At 62.2% G+C, this 14,619-nt stretch carries 9 protein-coding genes and 1 pseudogene; 6 read left to right on the top strand and 4 right to left on the bottom strand.

Annotated elements, in window-relative coordinates:
- Positions 1-9: 9 nt before the first annotated feature.
- From WBP07_RS25585 to nhaC, 6 genes and pseudogenes are all read left to right on the top strand, one after another.
- A pseudogene (locus WBP07_RS25585) lies at positions 10-987 on the top strand (TonB-dependent receptor domain-containing protein); the annotation flags it as partial.
- On the top strand, positions 987-2,318 hold the full coding sequence (locus WBP07_RS25580) for a hypothetical protein (protein WP_395397892.1): 1,332 nt from the start codon (positions 987-989) through the stop codon (positions 2,316-2,318). The pseudogene WBP07_RS25585 and the gene WBP07_RS25580, both read left to right, overlap by 1 nt.
- 187 nt (positions 2,319-2,505) lie before the next feature.
- Complete coding sequence (locus WBP07_RS25575; protein ID WP_395397891.1) at positions 2,506-2,856, top strand: nuclear transport factor 2 family protein; 351 nt, start codon at positions 2,506-2,508, stop codon at positions 2,854-2,856.
- A 38-nt stretch (positions 2,857-2,894) separates the two neighbouring features.
- Complete coding sequence (locus WBP07_RS25570; RefSeq protein WP_395397890.1) at positions 2,895-4,223, top strand: hypothetical protein; 1,329 nt, start codon at positions 2,895-2,897, stop codon at positions 4,221-4,223.
- 270 nt (positions 4,224-4,493) lie between these two features.
- A complete protein-coding gene (locus tag WBP07_RS25565) occupies positions 4,494-5,384 on the top strand; it encodes an energy transducer TonB (protein ID WP_395397889.1) in 891 nt (296 codons plus the stop codon).
- Between the two features lie 433 nt (positions 5,385-5,817).
- Complete coding sequence (gene nhaC, locus WBP07_RS25560) at positions 5,818-7,296, top strand: Na+/H+ antiporter NhaC (protein ID WP_395397888.1); 1,479 nt, start codon at positions 5,818-5,820, stop codon at positions 7,294-7,296.
- A gap of 15 nt (positions 7,297-7,311) precedes the next feature.
- Here nhaC and WBP07_RS25555 read toward each other — a convergent pair whose 3' ends face one another.
- From WBP07_RS25555 to WBP07_RS25540, 4 genes are read right to left on the bottom strand one after another with little or no spacing between them, the layout of a single operon-like run.
- A complete protein-coding gene (locus tag WBP07_RS25555; protein ID WP_395397887.1) occupies positions 7,312-8,769 on the bottom strand; it encodes a basic amino acid/polyamine antiporter in 1,458 nt (485 codons plus the stop codon).
- A gap of 1 nt (position 8,770) precedes the next feature.
- Entirely contained in the window at positions 8,771-10,156 is a 1,386-nt protein-coding gene (locus WBP07_RS25550) for an efflux transporter outer membrane subunit (protein WP_395397886.1), read from the bottom strand.
- A 2-nt stretch (positions 10,157-10,158) separates the two neighbouring features.
- Entirely contained in the window at positions 10,159-13,350 is a 3,192-nt protein-coding gene (locus WBP07_RS25545) for a multidrug efflux RND transporter permease subunit (RefSeq protein WP_395397885.1), read from the bottom strand.
- Positions 13,347-14,555 (bottom strand): efflux RND transporter periplasmic adaptor subunit, encoded by a 1,209-nt coding sequence (locus WBP07_RS25540; RefSeq protein WP_395397884.1) that lies wholly within the window; start codon positions 14,553-14,555, stop codon positions 13,347-13,349. Before WBP07_RS25540 ends, WBP07_RS25545 begins: the two co-directional genes overlap by 4 nt.
- Positions 14,556-14,619: the final 64 nt, after the last annotated feature.

Genomic DNA, 14,619 nt, shown 5'->3' with positions numbered 1-14,619 from the left:
TGGAAGGTCGGGGTAGACTGGCACGTCTCCAGCGAACTGCGCATCCGCGCGACCCGCTCGCGAGACTTCCGTGCGCCGAACCTCTACGACCTTTACGCGCCGCAGACGATCGCCCGTCAGAACATTGTCGACGAGCTTACCGGCGCGACGCTGCTCAACCAACCGTTCTCGTCCAGCGGGAACCCGGATCTCAAGCCCGAAGTGGCCAACACACTGACGGCCGGCTTCGTCTACAAGCCGCATTGGCTGGGTGGGTTCAGCCTTTCCGTCGATGCCTACGACATCAAGATCACTGATGCGATCACGTCCATCAACGGCGTCACTTCGTCCGTGCAACGTGCCTGCAATGCAAGCGGTGGCACTTCCGCGCTGTGCAGCCTTATCGTTCGCCCGCTGCCCTACACCGATACCTCTACCGCGAACAATGCGACCTATTTCTATCAGTTGCCGATCAATGCGTCCTCCATCCATTCGTGGGGTGCGGATTTCGAGGCTAACTACAATACTGAACTGGCAAGCCGTCCGCTGTCGCTACGCGCCTTGGTGACATGGCAACCTGAGCTGAGCCAGGTCACGCCGGGCCTGACCGATATCGATGTATCGGGCGCAGCCTATTCACCGGTTTCGGGCGTCGGCACCACGCCGGAATGGCGCGTGACCGCGTTCCTGAACTATGCGCCCACCGACCGGTTCAGCTTCACGGTGATGGAGCGCTGGCGCAGTTCGCTGCGGTGGAATGCGGACCCCAGCATCATCTACGACATCCCGCGCATTCGTTCCTTCGCATGGACCAATCTGAATCTCAGCTTCAAGCCGGACACAGGATCGGTCGAGTCCGAATTCTACTTCAACGTCCAGAATCTGTTCAACGCCAAGCCGCCGATTGCCACCAATTCGACGGCCAATCCCGGTGTTTTCGGCGCTTACATTGCAACGGACGACTATGTCGGTCGCTACTTCACCGCCGGGATCAAGGTGAAGTTCTGATGGCGGCCGGCAAGTCCGTTTTGCTTGTCGCCGCACTGGCGCACGCCGTTGCCGCCAGCGCGGCAGGCGTCGCCGCGAAGCCAACTGCCGCCGCGCCTGGCCTCATGGCCGGCGCGGCACGAGTAGACATCACTCCAAGCAAGGCAGACCTGCCCAAGCCCTTCACCACGATCCACGATCACCTCTTCGTTCGGGCCGTGGTGCTGGATGACGGTGCCAGCCGGGCGGCGATCGTCGTAGCCGACCTCCCTACGATCGCACCGGATGTGTTCGAGGACCTGCGCCGCCGCATCGCGGCCGAGGCCCGCGTTCCCCTTTCCAACGTTCTGCTTGCCGTCACCCATACTCACAATGCGGTGCGTCTGGACCGCAATCCGATCGGGATCATCATTCCCGGTTCGGCGAAGATCACCGACGACACCTCCCGGATCATCATCGATGCAGTAAGGCAGGCTGCCGGACATCTGGAGCCCGCCCGCGCCGGCTATGCTGAAGGCACGACCAACATGATCGGGGGCGGCGATCGTGCCCCGGCGGGGCGTCCCAGTCCGGTGCCGATCGCATCCGTCACTCCGGACAAGACCCTTGGCGTGTTGCGCATCGAAACCACGGATGGCGAACCGATCGCGCTTCTGGTCAACAGTGCGCTAGAACCGATCATGCAAATGCCGGCCAAAACGGAGGTCAGCGCCGATCTCGCCGGAGCGACCCAGCGCTATGTCGAGCAGCGCTACGGCGACCGAGCAGTCGTGCTTTACACTGTGGGTTCCCAAAGTAGCGGCGCTTACAGCGCGCGCGCCCGCCAAGGGGTTCCGGCGGGCGATCCGGGCCCGCTGACGGAGGCGGTGGGCACCATTCTGGGCGAAGACGTGCTGGCGCTAGCAGCGAAAACCAGGACAAGCGCTGCCATCCGCGTGGCCGGGGCCATGCGCACGATCCGTTGTCCGGGCAAGGAAACCACGCCCTATAACCTGCCCGACCGATGTTCGGATGCCCCCGATGCTGCACTACCGCGCTGCGATTTCAGGGATCGGGACATCGATCCGGTGGCGCTCCAGGTGGGCGTTCTGCGGATTGGTGACACCACGCTGGTTCAGGCCGACGCCAACATTACCCAGCCGGTATGGCAGCGCGTCAAAGGCGGGACACCGCAGGGGACCATTCTGGTGAACTTGATGTTCGGTCCAATGCACTACGTGGTGCAGGATTCCGACTACCCCGCGAACACCTACCAGGTAACTGCCTCCACAGCCAAACAGGGCTGTGCGGCGCAAGGTTTCGCCGATGCGGTGACAGGGCTGTTTGCCGAACTGTCTTCCGGGCCTGGCTGATGCGCTTGGGGACAGCCGGCGGCCCACGACACCCATGCAAGGAAAGGATTCAATTATGAAACTATTGCGATTCCAGGCCGGCCTGGCCTTGGGCCGAAACTTTACGTTTGCACCTGTCCTTGCGCTTTGTCTGATGGCGCCAGCCGCCCTCCACGCTGGGCCAACCGCAGCCAGCGGGGAGCAAGCCTTGCTCGATCTGGAAACGAAGCGCTTTGATGCGCAAGTGAAGCAAGATGTCCCCGCGCTGGCGGCTGCCATTGCTGACGATGCCATTTACGTTCACGCCAACGGTGCCAAGCAGACCAAGGCCGAATACCTGAAGGATGTGCAAGCCGGAACCTCCCGCTATCGCAGCATCGAGGCTTCCGATCGCAGCGCGACCTTCTACGGCAATATCGCGGTCACGCGTGGCCAGATGGTGCTGAATGTTGGTGTCGATCGCCGCATCGAGGTGCGCTTCACGGGCATCTACGTGAAGCGGGCAGGCCGCTGGCTGGTGCTGTCCTGGCAGTCAACCCCGATCATGCCACGCCAATGACCGTTCGATCCGCCAACGGGAAACGAGAGATCACACGTATGAAACCGACCCGCATGGTGACCACGCTGCTGGTCATGCTCGGCCTGCTGGCGCCACCGGTGGAGGCGGCCCCTTCGGCTGCTGTCGCCGGGCTGCGCGTCGGCGCGGCAAAGATCGATATCACGCCGCCGGCCGAAGAACTGGTGGAACCGTTCAAGTCCGTTGCCGACCGGATTTTCGTCCGTGCCGTCGCCATAGAAAGCGGCGGCAAGACGGCCATAGTCATCATCGCCGACGTTCCGACCATTGGCGATCGAACCTTGACCGAGATGGTCGACAAAGTGGCTGCGCAATCGCATGTGCCGCGCGCGGCGATCCTGTTGGGCACCAGCCATACTCACAACGCAATCCGCGTCGATCCCGCGACCACCGGCATCATCCTTCCCGGCTCTCCCAAATTCGTGGAGCGCGTGACGGCCGCAACGCTGGAAGCGGTGCGGCAGGCGCAGGCCCGTTTACAACCAGCCCGCGCCGGCCTGGGGCGCGGAAAAGTCCATCTGGTCGGCAATCGCAATCAGTGGTCGGCCGCGCAGGGCCGCTATATCACCGGCGTCGATCGCACCGGCACCGAGCCTATCAACGAGGCGCTGGGTGTGATGAAGTTCGAAACGCTGGATGGCAAACCGATCGCCATGATGCTGAACTACGCCATCGAGCCCGTCATCGCCATGGCCATCCCGGCCGAGATCAGTGGCGACGTGCCCGGCATGGCCTCCCGCATGATCGAGGAAAGGCTGGGGACCGACGCAGTTGCGCTGTTCACCGTTGGCGCCGCGGGCACACCGCTCTATCGGGCTGAGGACGCCGGGGCGGACAAACGCACTCGGGCGCTGTCACTGATGACTGCCATGGGCACGATTCTTGCCGAAGAGGCGCTCGCGGTCGGCAACGATCTGTCGATGTCGGCAAACGCCATCCGCATCGCGGCCGCGGCAAAACAGCTCATCTGCCCAGGCAAGGCGACGACGCCTTACAACTTGCCCAACCGCTGCGCCTATACGCCCGGATCGACGTTACCGCCCTGTGAATTCAAGGATCGCGATGCGGATCCGGTAGCGCTGAACCTTGGTATGATCCGCATAGGCGACCTTGTGCTGACGCAAGCCGACGCCAATGTCACGCCCGCGCTTGGCCAAAAATTCGCGCGCCAGATGCCTCTCTCCAATAGCTGGATCGTTGCCCTGACATACGGCCCCATGCGCTATGTGATGGACGATGCCGCCTACGCGCAGAACACCTACGAAGCCACTGCGACAACGGCCAAAAAGGGCTGCGCCGAGCAAGGCTTCCTGCAGGCCAACGCATCGATGGCCGCTTCGATTCAATGATGGAAGGGCGAAAGGCTGGCTTTGGAGTGCGCGTGGAGGGCCGATAATGTCAGCCATGTCGGCGGCCTGCGTCGATCTGGGCGGACTAGCCGTGACGCTAGCGTTCAAACTTGCGAAGCTTGCTCTAAATTCATCCATTGCGATCAAGTATATAGAGCGGCTAACACCCCCCTTGACCGTCATCCGATGGTTTCTCGCATTGCATGATGTTCGTCGCGTGACTGGGGTCATGCAACGACAGAAGCGGGCTTTTTCCGCCAGGGGGGCGACTTGAAGGCAGGGTATGTTGCAGCCGCATTGATTGCCGCCATGGCATTGCCCTCCGGCGCGGCTTCGGCGCAGAAGGCGGAAGATGTATTGAAGCCGATATCTCCTTGGGCCTTGTCCCCGGCACCGGACAGTTGCGTTCTCTCGCGGCAGTTCGGCGAGGGAAAGGAAAATCTGTTTCTGCGGATGCGTTCATTCGCACCAGGATATGATTTCGACTTCACCGTCGCCGGGCCACCGGTTTCGACAATCCGATCGGCGCGGGACATATACATTTCATATGGAGCAGGCGCTCCTTTGCCATTCGTGCCGCTGGCTTCTGGCTCGTTGGGGGAGCACGGCCCGGCCATCATTTTCAATAAGGATATCTCGGTAGATCAGCCTGCGCTTTTGACGACGGATCATGCCTATCCAGACGCAATGTTGGAAGCCAGCATCACCCAGTTCACGATCAGCGCTGCCAAGCGGCATCTGGTGCTGGCCACAGGGCCGATCGCTCCCGTCATGAATGCATTGCGTCATTGTACGGACGAATTGCTCGAAAGCTGGGGCCTGAACTCGACGGTGCAGGCCAAGTTATCCAATCCGGTAAAGCCGCTGAACGCCGAAGCGGTCAATGCGTTGATCATGGCCGGTGACCCGCCGGAGGCAGTTCGGCGCTTGGGCGGCATTGCCCGCTTACGGCTACGTATAATGGTTGACGCGACCGGGACGCCTACGGGATGCAAGATGTTACCGACTGATGGCGTTCCCGAGTTCGAAGTCAATTCATGTGACATCGTGATGAAGAACGCACGCTATTCCCCTGCTCTCGATGAGCATGTACAGCCCGTCGCATCGTATTTCATGACGTCTATCGTTTTTGCCACTCCTGAATTCTTTCGCTCGCGCTAGAGCGTTTTCTAATCAGGTGGAATCACCTGATGACTCGGAAAACGCGGCAAACCAAAAATTTAGAGCGGTTGATCCGATGCAATCGGATCAACCGCTCTAGGATGGCGGAGTGCCATCCCGCCCTCAGCGGTTCGGCCGGCGGGCTCACGCCAATAGGTTATAGCAAGCGGGCGAGAAGCTGCCGATGAGAGCGAATAAAGAGCCGGCTTCCGGCTAACGTCCATAGTGATCGAGTGGGGTGGCGCGCTGAACCGACGGAATTTGCCTTCGCCGAGTTTCCAAACGATCTCTCTGCGCTGTCAAAAGAACCTCGACGGAGAAATCTGCTACGAATTTTTGAATTTTGAGCGTGATAATTTTTTCTTTGCGCGGCAATATCTGCCTATCGCCTATCCGAGTCGGTAATTGATTTTACTGCGGAACGTTTCGAAAGATGGACCGCATGCGCGAAACGGATCCTCAATCCACTCCGGGACAGCCCCGGGAGCCCTCTTATGTGGACGCGCTGTTGCCGCTCGTGATTTTGGCGGTGCTTGTCAGCAGCGCGGTTGTGTTGTTCGGGGTGGACGCGATGGCGGGGCCATTGCAGGTCGCTATGATGCTGGCCGGCATGGTGGCATCCTTGATCATCCTGAAGAACGGGCACTCTTGGGAAAGCGTTGCCGAGGCAGGTCGCCGCGGTGTTTCTTCGGTGGTCAGCGCGATTTTCATCCTGCTTACAGTGGGGGCGCTGATCGGTACATGGAACATGTCCGGAACTATTCCGACGCTGGTATACTATGGGCTGGGGATAATAAATCCCAACTGGTTCTACGTTACGGCGCTGATAGTCTGTGCAGTCACGTCGATCTGTATCGGCAGTTCTTGGACGACGGCCGGAACGATCGGGGTCGGACTGATCGGCCTGGCCTCTCTGGCCGACCTTTCTCCCGCCATTACGGCGGGTGCCGTCGTCTCCGGGGCCTATACCGGAGACAAACTTTCTCCCTTGTCCGAAACGACGATCCTGGCCGCGCAATTGACCGGCAACGATATTTACGAACACCTTCGTCATCAGGCGTGGGTCAGCGGGCCTGCGTTCATTATCGCGGCCATCGGATTGATCTCTCTGGGGTTCATTGGGCATTCGGCCATGGCCGGTTCAGAAGTGATCTATTCCGAATTGATGGCGTTGGACCAGATTTTCAATATCTCGGTGATCAATCTGCTTCCGCTCCTGCTCCTTGTAGGCCTGTCGTTCCGTCGGACACCGGCATCGCTGGCGATCATGACTTCGGCGCTTTTTGCGGGGCTGCTAGGCTGTTTCACGCAGCCCAAGGCCGTCCTTGCAATGATGCCCGACGGCGGCGCGGGGCTGGAGGACTATATCAAGGCGGTCTGGCAGGTGATCGCCAGTGGCTATCATACCGATACCGGCATCGAAGCGGTGGACAGCCTGCTTTCGCGCGGCGGCATGGCGAGCATGCTGCTCACCGTCTGGCTCATCATCGTGGCGCTGGCCTTCGGTTCGCTGCTCGATGAGTTCGGCCTGTTGTCCAAGCTCGTGACGCCGCTGCTCACCCGCGCCAAGCATACCGGCAGCCTGATCGCGACATCGATCTTCACCGCGATCGGTCTGAACGTCATAACCGCAGACCAATACGTTGCAGTGGTCCTGCCGGTGCGCCTGTTCCGGGTAGAGTTCGAGAAGCGTAACCTGGCAAGCAAGAACCTTTCACGCGTGGTTTCGGATGGCGGGATTGTCACCGCGCCGCTGGTGCCGTGGAATTCCTGTGGCGCCTATATGGCGGCGGTGCTGGGTGTGCCCACCCTTGCCTATGCGCCCTTCGCGATCTTCAACTATGCCAGTCCGCTGCTCGACATTCTTTACGGCGGACTGGGCATCAAAATCGCCCGCATCCGGGAGAACTGAGCTTCCGTGCCTGCCTCACGATCTGAATTCGGCAAGGCCCGGTGTGGGCAGTCCGTTTTGTATCAGATCGCTGGATGCCCACGCGCCGATGATGAGTGTACCCACGAAGATCGCTTTTTCCCAAACGTTGAACAGGCGTTGGTGCTGCTCCTTGCGAGCGATGATATAGAGGCAGGATCCGATAGAATAGAAGATCGCGGTGTTTGCGATCGCGCGTGATCCACCTGCGAAAACCAGCAGTAACGTGTAGATCACGGCGCAGATCGCTATGATGAGATTTGCAGGACGTCTGGCCCGGCGAAGGCCCCGCATTCTTTCGCGGCACAGCACGCCGGTGCCGAACAGCGCGGTGAGCAGAAAGGGGATCAGCGACATCTCGCTCGTCAATTGCAGCATCATGTAATAGGGCGCTGATGACCAGTACGTCGCGATCATCATGACCTGAACCACCAGGTTGCTGGCAAAAAGAGCTGCGACGGGTGCGTGGTTGTCGTTGGCCTGCCCGAAGATTCTGGGCATGTCTCCGCGATGGGCGGCAACGAACAGCACTTCCGCGCAGATCATGGTCCAGGCGAAATAAGCGCCCGATACCGAAATGATCAATCCGGCACCGACCAGCACACCTCCGGCGGGTCCCATCACGGCGCTCAATATCCCTGCCATCGATGGTTGGCGGATACCCGCCAGTTCGGAGCGTGCGAGCACGCCGTAAGGCATCACGGTCACCAGGACGAGAATGATCGTAACCACCAGCAGGCCGAGCAACGTGGCGCGCCCAACATCGGCGCGGCGTCTGGCGAAGGCCGAATAGACGCTTGCCCCTTCCACGCCGAGCAAGGTGTAAAGGGTGACGAGCATCGTCGCCTTGATCTGCTGCCCAAGGCTGGTGCCGCCGACAGTGTCTTTCAGATTGGCCTGAAAGACCTGCAAGTTCCATGCAGCAGCCAGGACGAGCATGAAAACGATAAGCGGGACGAGCTTGGCGATTGTGGAAATCAGATTGACCATCGCGCTTTGCGGAGGCCCCCGCAACATGATGAAATGAGCCGTCCAGATGCCCGCTGAGGCAAGGGCAATGGAGGAGACGTTGTGGCCTCCGGCGAAAACCGGAAGATAGGCGCCAAGCGTCGCCTTTATCACAACCCAGTACGTGCAGTTTCCCATGCAACCGGCCAGCCAGTAGCCGAATACAGAGAGGAAGCCCACGTAGTTTCCGAAACCCTCTCTCGCATAGATGTAGATGCCGCCGTGAAGCTCCGGCAATCGCAATGCCAGCAATTGCAGGACGCGGGCGAATGCGAACATCCCGGCTCCGGCGATAACCCACGCCAGAATGGCGCCTTGCGGCCCGGCCACCCGCCCCAGCGATCCCGGCAGGGTGAATATGCCGCCGCCCACCATGGAGCCCACGACGATGGCGGTAAGGACGGGGAGCGCAAATTTGCCGCGCGACACCGGCAGCTGCGCGACCACGTCAGATGCTCCCGCCGCCTAGCGCTGCATAGAGCGCAACGTCGTTTTGCAGCGCCGCCGCGCGAAGCAGGATGAGCTGCTGCTCCGCCGTGAAGAGATTGCGCTCCGCATCGAGCACTTCGAGGTAGACCGAGACGCCGCTGCTGTAGCGAAGCTCGGCCGTTTCCGCCAAAACGCGCTGCTCCTGAACCGCGCGCTGCTGGGCGGCGATCTGTTCTTGCAGGCGCTGGCGCCCCACCAGTCCGTCGGCCACCTCGCGGAAGGCTTGCTGCACGGTGCGTTGATACGTCGCGACGAGTTCGTCCCGGCGCGCCTTGCTCTGCTCAAGCTGGGCGCGCCGGCGCCCGAAGTCGAACAGCGGAAGGGCCGCCCCGCCACCGAAGGCCCAGGTTCCGCTGTCGCCATTGAACAGGTTGCCTAGCTGCGGAGAGAAGAACCCCGCCATGCCGGTAAGCGATATGGTCGGGAAAAACGCCGCGCGGGCCGCGCCGATATTGGCATTGGCGCCGCGAAGCTGTTCTTCCGCTGCCAGGATATCCGGACGCAGCGTCAGCAGCGAAGAGGGCAATCCCGCGTCCAGCAATGTCAGCTGGTGAGCATCGTTTATGCCATATCCATCCGGAAGCGGTTGCGCCATGGGCCCGCCGACCAGCAGCAAGAGCAGGTTCCGCTGCTGATCCGTCGTGCGCTGCAAATCCGCCAGTTGCGTCTGCGCCTGCGTGATCAGGATCATCGCCTGCTGATAGTCGACCTTCGAGGTGACCCCTGCATCCAGACGAAGCTTGGCGATCTCCCCCGATTTCTGGCGGCTGGCCAGCGTGCGCTGGGCAACGTCGATACCCGCCTCGCCCGCGCGAATGGCGTAATATACCGTAGCCACATCGCGGATGAGCGTGAGGCGCAAGGCCCTCTGCACATCGACCGTCGCCAGATAGTTCCGCCGCGCCGCCTCCGTGAGATTGGCCACTCTTCCCCACAGGTCGAGTTCGAAGCTGGAGACGACGAACTGCACCTGGAAAGCGCTGATGGTCTGCGGGCCGAAGGCCGTCGGCGTTCGCGAGCGCCCGGCACTTGCACCGGCATCGACGTTGGGAAGCCGGGCCGATGCCTGAGCCCTATACTGCGCTTCTGCCTGCGCGATGCGCGCGGCGGCGGCCGCAAGGTCGCGGTTTCTTTCCAGCGCCGAACCGATATAGGCCTGAAGCTGCGGATCGCCGAAGAAGCTGTGCCATGAGATCGCGCTGGCCTGCTCGCCTGTGACAGGCGTGGTTTCCGGATAGGCGGCCGGAACCGGGGGCACCGGCTGCACATAGGCAGGCGCCATATTGCATCCCGCCAGCAGGGCAAGCAGGCAAAGTGGCCGCAGAGTAGGGGCGAGCAGGCGCACGTCTAGCTTTCCCCTGCCTGATCTGGCTTGATCCCGGGCCTGCCGTCCTCAGGTTTGCGGTCCTCAGGTCTGTGGTTCTCAGGGCGGGTACCGAGCCATCTGCGCGCCGATACGAAGAACAGCGGGGTGAAGAAGATGCCAAGCACGGTCGCCGTGAGCATGCTTCCCATGACGCCGGTCCCGACGGCACGGCGGCTGGCCGCGCCGGCACCCACGGCGATGGCCAGCGGCAGCATGCCGATCACGAAAGTCAGGCTGGTCATCAGGATTGGCCGTAAGCGCTGCCGCGCGGCAAGGCTCACCGCCTCGGTCGCCGTCTTCCCGCGTGCCTCTTCGTCGAGGGCGAACTGCACGATCAGGATCGCGTTCTTCGCCGCCAGCCCAATAATCGCGACAAGGCCGACGTTGAAATAGACATCCGCCATCATGCCGCGTGCCAGGGTGAAGAGGACTGCCCCCAGCACACCCAGCGGGACAATCATGAGCACGGCCAGCGGGATGGACCAGCTTTCGTACAGCGCCGAAAGCAGCAGGAACACGACGATCAGCGAGAGGCCAAGCAAGGCCCCGATCTGGCCGCTTGCCTGGCGTTCCTCGAAGGCGGTGCCGGTCCACTCGTAGCCATAACCGGGGGGCAAGACCTCTCGCGCTATCCGCTCCATTTCGTCCAGCGCGGCCCCACTCGATTTGCCGGGGGCGGGCTGGCCGGAAATGGCCACTGCGGGGAAACCGTTGTAGCGTTCAAGCTGGGCCGGGCCCGCGGTCCAATGCGTGGTGCTGAATGCGCTGAACGGCACCATCTCGCCCCGGTCGTTACGCACGCGGAGGGCGGAGATGTCACCCGGCTCCATCCGCTGCGAAGCCTCGCCCTGCACGATCACGCGCAGAACGGTACCGTCATGCATGAAGTCGTTCGCATATGCGGAGCCGAAGGTGACGCTCAGGGCCTGGTTGATCTGGCCGATTTGCAGGCCCAGCGCCCGCGCCTTGACCCGGTCCAGCTCCAGATAGAGCTGCGGGCGAGAAGGCTGGGTTTCGAACCTGACGCCTGCCAGTATCGGACTCTTGGCCGCTTCGGCAATGATCGCATGCGCACGTGCCGCAAGGTTATCGCCGGTGCCGGTGCGATCCTGAACCCGCATCGTAAAGCCGGTGGCATTGCCCAGCGCCTGGATGGGGGGCGGCTCGAAGGCGAACATCGTCGCCTCCGGAATGGTGAAGAATGCCCGGTTCGCCCGCGCCGCCAATGCGCCGGCGGAGTTGTCGGCCCCGGGCCGCTCTTCCCAAGGCTTCAGGTCCACGAAGGACATCGCCGCGCCCTCTCCCTGCCCGAACAGGCTGAAGCCATAGATCGAGACGACGTTGCGCACCTGCGGCTGCTTGAGCAGAAACGCTTCGGCCTGCGTCACCGCGCCCTCGGTGCGCGCCATGGTGGCGCCGGGGGCGGCGTTGTAGCCGATCAAGATCGAGCCCTGATCCTCGGTCGGCAGGAAGCCGCCCGGCAATCGTGCGAACAGCAGCCAGGTCGCAAGGCAGATCGCGAGGAACACGACGAACCAGCGGACCGGCGATCGGAGCATCGTCTCCACCGCGCCGACATAGCGCCGGGTGGTATTTTCCAGACCGCGGTTGAAGCGATCGAAGAACTTCGCCGGCAGGCTTCGCGGCCGATCGTCTGCCCCCTCCTTTGCGGCTGGCGGACGAAGAATGCTGCCGCATAGCGCGGGGGCGAGCGTAAGCGACAGCACTGTCGAAACGATCATCGAGATGGTCAGGGTGACGGAGAACTGGCGATAGACGCCGCCGCTCGCGCCCGGGAAAAACGCCATCGGAATGAACACGGCGACCAGCACCAGGGTCGTGGCGATGATGGCGCCGGTAATCTGCCCCATGGCCTTGGCCGTCGCCTCGCGCGGGTCCAGCCCCTCCTCGCCCATGATGCGCTCGACATTCTCGACGATGACGATGGCGTCGTCATTCAGGATGCCGATCGCCACCACCATCGCGAATAGCGAGAGCAAGTTGAGCGACATGCCGAACAGCAGCAGGCCGAGGCAGGTGCCGACCAGAGCGATCGGCACGATCAGTGTGGGAACCACGATCGCGCGCCAGCGCTGGAGAAACAAATAGACGAAGGCCGAGACCAGCAACAGCGTCTCGATCATCGTGCGCATCACGTTGTTCACGGAGCGAACGATGAACGGCGTGGAATCGAACGGCGTCTGCCATGCAATGTCCGGGGGGAAACTGCGTTCAAGCTCGTGCAGGCGCGCGCGTACGCCGGATGCCGTCGATAGCGCGCTGGCGCCGGAAGCGAGCTGCACGCCAATGCCGACCATTTCCTGCCCATTCAGCGTGGCATGCATGGCATAGCTGTCCTCGCCGAGTTCCACCCGGGCGACGTCGCCAAGTCGGACCGTTGAGCCGTCGGGATTGGAAGCGACGATGATTTCCCGGAACTGCTGCGGCGTGGAAAAGCGGCTCTGGGTGACGATCTGGACGTTGAGATCCGCCGCCGACGCCGTGGGCCGCGCGCCCAGCGTACCCGCCGCAGTCTGGCTGTTCTGTTCGCGCACGGCCTGCAGGACTTCGGCCGGTGTCAGGCCGTAACCGGCAAGCTTATCGCGGTCGAGCCAGATCCGCATGGCGTAGGCGGAGCCGAACAGCTGCACATCGCCCACGCCGGGCACGCGCCGCAGTTCCTCGACGATGTTGTTACTGGCATAGTTTCCCAATTGGGCCCTGGACATCGCCCCCGATTTCGATCGCAGTGCGATCATCATCAGAAATCCGGATGAGGATGAAGTGACTCGGACACCCGCGCGGCGGACGTCTTCGGGCAGGCGCGAGTCCACGCGTGCCAGGCGGTCCTGAACTTGCGAAACCGCCACGTCGAGCGAGGTGCCGGGCTGGAAAGTCACGGTGACCTGGGCGGTACCGTTGGAGCGGCTGGTGGAGGACATGTAGAGGAAATTGTCGACTGCGTTCATCTCCCGCTCGATAACCGATGTCACTGTCCGGTCGAGGGTGACCGCATCGGCGCCGGGCAGGGCGGTGGAGATACTGACGGAAGGGGGCGCGATATTCGGAAACATCTCGACCGGCAGGTTGGAAATGGCGATCCCACCGAACAGCAGCGCGAAAATGGCTATCACCCAGGCGAAGACCGGGTGATAGACGAAGAAGCGGTTCATCCCTCGCTGCTCGCCTGTTGCGCGGACTCTTGCGCGGACTCTTGCGGCGACTGGGGGGCCGGCTTGAATGGCTGAGGTGCAACCTTCTGCCCGGGGACAACGGTCTGCCAACCTTCCACCACGATCCGCTCGCCCGCCTTCAGTCCCGACCGGACGATCCACATTCCATCGTGCGCTTCGCCGAGCGTGACGAGCCTGCGTTCCGCCACATTGTCCGCGCCGACGACGATCACGCTGGTATCGCCGGCGCCGATCATGACCGCGCGTTCGGGCACCGAGAGCACATTGACGAATGTCCCGGCTTGCAAGACGCCGCGCACGAACTGACCGGGTAGAAGGTCACGTCGCGGATTGGGAAATACCGCGCGCAACGCCTGGCTTCCCGTGCCGGGTTGCACAACCAGACCTGCGTAATCGAGGTGACCGACCACGCCGTAATCCTGACCATTCTCGGTGGTCAGGCGGACTTCGATATTCCGCAAGTCCGGTAGGCGCACTTCTCCGGACCGCGTCATGCGTGCCAGATCGAGCAGGTCTGAGCTGGACTTGGTGAACACGACATAGACTTGGGACAGTTGATCGACCTGCGTCATCAGCGTGCCCGCTCCGGCACTCACGAGAGCGCCTTCGCTCACTTCCGCGCGCCCCACGCGGCCGGCAATGGGGGCACGCACCGTCGCATATCCCGCCGCGAGCTTCGAACGATCGAGAGCCGCGCGGGCGTCTTGCACACCCGCCTCGGCCTGACGCAAGTTGTTCCGCGCGCTTTCATATTCCAGTTCGCTGATCGCCTGGCGGCCGATCAAGGTGGAGAAGCGCTTCACGACCTGTGCCGCGTCCGATCGGGCGGCGAGCGCGCGGCTCAATCCCGCGTTGGCCTGTCTCAACTGCGCCTGCACATCGCCGGGATCGATCTGGAACAGGGGGGTGCCGGCAGCGACATCGGACCCTTCCTGATAGAGCCGCCGCAGGACGATGCCATCGACGCGGGCGCGCACCTGGGCGGAGCGGACGGCTTCCACCCGCCCCGGCAATTCGATGGCATTTGCCGCCGACGAACGGCCCACCGTCAAGACTTTTACCGGAGTCGGTGGCGGACTGGGAGCGGTGCTTTCCGAACAGGCCTGAAGCAAAAGGGCACAGGTCAAAGCCGCGCGGCGGCCGCGATAGATCAGTTCGTAAATCGCCTTCTTCTTTGGGATCATGAGGAAGTTCCTCTGCAAATCCTCAAAAATTCGCGGCCATGTTTCCTGCTAGTCTTCTCCTCGG

Source organism: Novosphingobium oxfordense, assembly GCF_044029435.1.
Taxonomy (GTDB): Bacteria; Pseudomonadota; Alphaproteobacteria; order Sphingomonadales; family Sphingomonadaceae; genus Novosphingobium.
Note: the sequence above shows the minus strand (reverse complement) of the source record. Positions and strands in the feature narration are given on the sequence as shown.

What these genes read in the sequence shown, in the direction of transcription:
- WBP07_RS25580 (WP_395397892.1), top strand. Translation starts at nt 987, where the DNA reads ATGGCGGCCGGCAAGTCCGTTTTGCTTGTCGCCGCACTGGCGCACGCC.
- WBP07_RS25570 (WP_395397890.1), top strand. Translation starts at nt 2,895, where the DNA reads ATGAAACCGACCCGCATGGTGACCACGCTGCTGGTCATGCTCGGCCTG.
- nhaC (WP_395397888.1), top strand. Translation starts at nt 5,818, where the DNA reads ATGGACCGCATGCGCGAAACGGATCCTCAATCCACTCCGGGACAGCCC.
- WBP07_RS25545 (WP_395397885.1), bottom strand. Translation starts at nt 13,350, where the DNA reads ATGAACCGCTTCTTCGTCTATCACCCGGTCTTCGCCTGGGTGATAGCC.
- WBP07_RS25540 (WP_395397884.1), bottom strand. Translation starts at nt 14,555, where the DNA reads ATGATCCCAAAGAAGAAGGCGATTTACGAACTGATCTATCGCGGCCGC.